Here is a 2,193-nt window from a genome sequence, read left to right as displayed (position 1 = left end):
GCTCTCTACCATGGGTTTGAGATTGACCTGATAGAAGCTGTCCAGGGTGCCGCCCGGCGCAAAGAAGCGCTCCATCTCGGAGAGCGGCACATCCTTGGCTGAGCCCGGATCGAACGGATAGCGACCGGCCAGCTGGCTGTTGAAGGGGGCCAGTACCTTGTCCTGCCACTCCTGATTGAGGGACGACATAGCGAGATCAATCACCAGCCGCGAACTCTGCTCGGAGAGCTGACCCACCCAGCGGTCCAGCGGGGCCGGCAGGCTGCGGGCATACTGCTGCAGGGCGAACACGGGATCGGCGTACTTGTTGGTCAGACGCAGTTGCACCGCCTTGAGGGCCGATTGACCCGGCTCGGTAGCGTTGACGATGAGCTCCAGATAGTGCTGCAACTCCACCAGCTTCTGATTGACCTCCTGAATGAGCGGCCCCTGCTCGCCACGCCCGCCAAGGACGGCGTTGGTGGCCATGAAGGGACGCCCGATACGGGCCGTGATGGCCTGGGCCGGATCCCCTTCCACGTCGGAGACCTTGCGAATACGGGTGTTGTCATCCAACGAGGCCAGCACCCGCTGGAACGGCTGATCGTTGCCTGTGATGGCAGAGAGCACGTCGAGCGCCTGCTCGGGGCTCTCCAGGGTCTGCACATCCAGGTTGGTCAGCAACTTCTGCCACTGGTTGACGTAGTCGGTGACATAGCGATCGTTAACCTGACGGGCGATCTCCTTGCGATCGGCCTCACTCAACTGGCTCAGCTTGCGCTGGCCCAGCACCCAGGCATCCATGGCGGTGAGATCGATCAGCGCCTTGTCCTGCTTGAGGAAGAAGTCGTTGAAGCCGGGCCAGGTCAGCAACCGTGGCACCTGACCGGCGTTGTCGCTGCGCAGGGCAAACACGGCATCGAAGGTGGGGCCCACCTCGTCACGCACATTGAGATCCGGCGGCAATACATCGCCCGCCTTCACCACCAGATTCTGATAAACCCGCTGATACATGGGCAATTTGCCCAGTTCACGCTGGGCACCATAGACAGGCTCCTTGAACGGCACGAAGGCGGTGATGGCGGCCGGATCCCGGGCTGCCCGGGCACCGTACCAGTCGGTGTGGTCGAGGGCGTAATCCAGGTGCCCCATCAGCTGCTCCTGCACCGCACCCTGCCCCGGGAAAGCCTGCTGCCAGCGGCTGGCCATGTACTGCGCCACCAGCTCCTTGTTGCGACCCGACGCATCGTCCAGCATCCGCATCACCCGCAGGATGGAGAGCTTCTCCTCGCTGCCAGCCGGTGCCTGCTCGAGATCCGCCAACAGCCCCTGCATCTGGGCCGGCAGAAAACGCAGGCTCAGCAGTTGCAGATAGGATCCTTCCACATAAGGGCCAATCTCGTCCCCCTGGTAGAGACCAAGATCGGCCACCAGCGGGGTGCGTTCACGGTAGTTACCAAAGGAGAGGGTCGCCTCGCGGATAAGGTTCAGGCGCGGCAGCTGGCTCACCCCGAAGGCATGTTCATCAGCCACCTCGTTGGTCTCCATGAAGGCCTGGGCCTTGGTCAATACGTTGCGGCCCGCCTCTTCGTTGACCCGGTAGAAGTAGTGCCAACCACCGATAAGTGCCGCCGAAAAGATCGACAGGCAACCCAGACCAATAGCCATGCGGCGACGGCGATAGAGGGTGTGCAACCGGTTCTCCCCGGCCAGATGGGCCTCGGGGAAGATGATGGTGGAGAAGAGCTTGCGCACAAAATAGGTATTGGACTCCCCGCGCAGGGCCGAGTGAATGGGCTCGGGCAGGTTGTAGCGACGGGACGCCGCCTGGGCAAACGCATCGAACGGCACCCCCTGCTGATAGACGGAGCTGATATAGACGCCGCGCACCAGCAGCGGCTTGCTCTCCTCGATGGCCAGGGTCTCGTCGAGCAGGCTGGTCACGTAATCTTTCAGCCCCGCCAGTTGACGCACAAACGAGAACAGGGCGTTGCGCTGGGCGGCATCAAGCCGGGCCAGCATCAGCTCGGGCAGATTCTGGTTGAGGTTGTCCACCCACTGGTCCCAGAACAGGGCCAGCTCCTGCTGCCAGGATTTGCCCTGGCTGTCGCTCGGGTTGAAGGTCACCCCCAGCACAGCCTCGCGGGCCTCCTTGTCGAGCTGCTCATAAACCACGTCAAAACCGCGCAGCAAGTCGAGCTTGGTGAAGGTGAC

At 62.5% G+C, this 2,193-nt stretch carries 1 protein-coding gene; it reads right to left on the bottom strand.

Translation table 11 applies throughout. From position 1 onward, the window contains the following. Window positions 1–2,193 (bottom strand): type VI secretion system membrane subunit TssM (gene tssM / locus AAC083_RS14975; protein WP_258224709.1); only part of this gene is annotated, 2,193 nt, incomplete at both ends.

Source organism: Aeromonas sp. HMWF014, from assembly GCF_963878295.1.
Taxonomy (GTDB): Bacteria; Pseudomonadota; Gammaproteobacteria; order Enterobacterales; family Aeromonadaceae; genus Aeromonas; species Aeromonas popoffii.
This window is presented reverse-complemented; position numbering and strand designations above follow the sequence as displayed.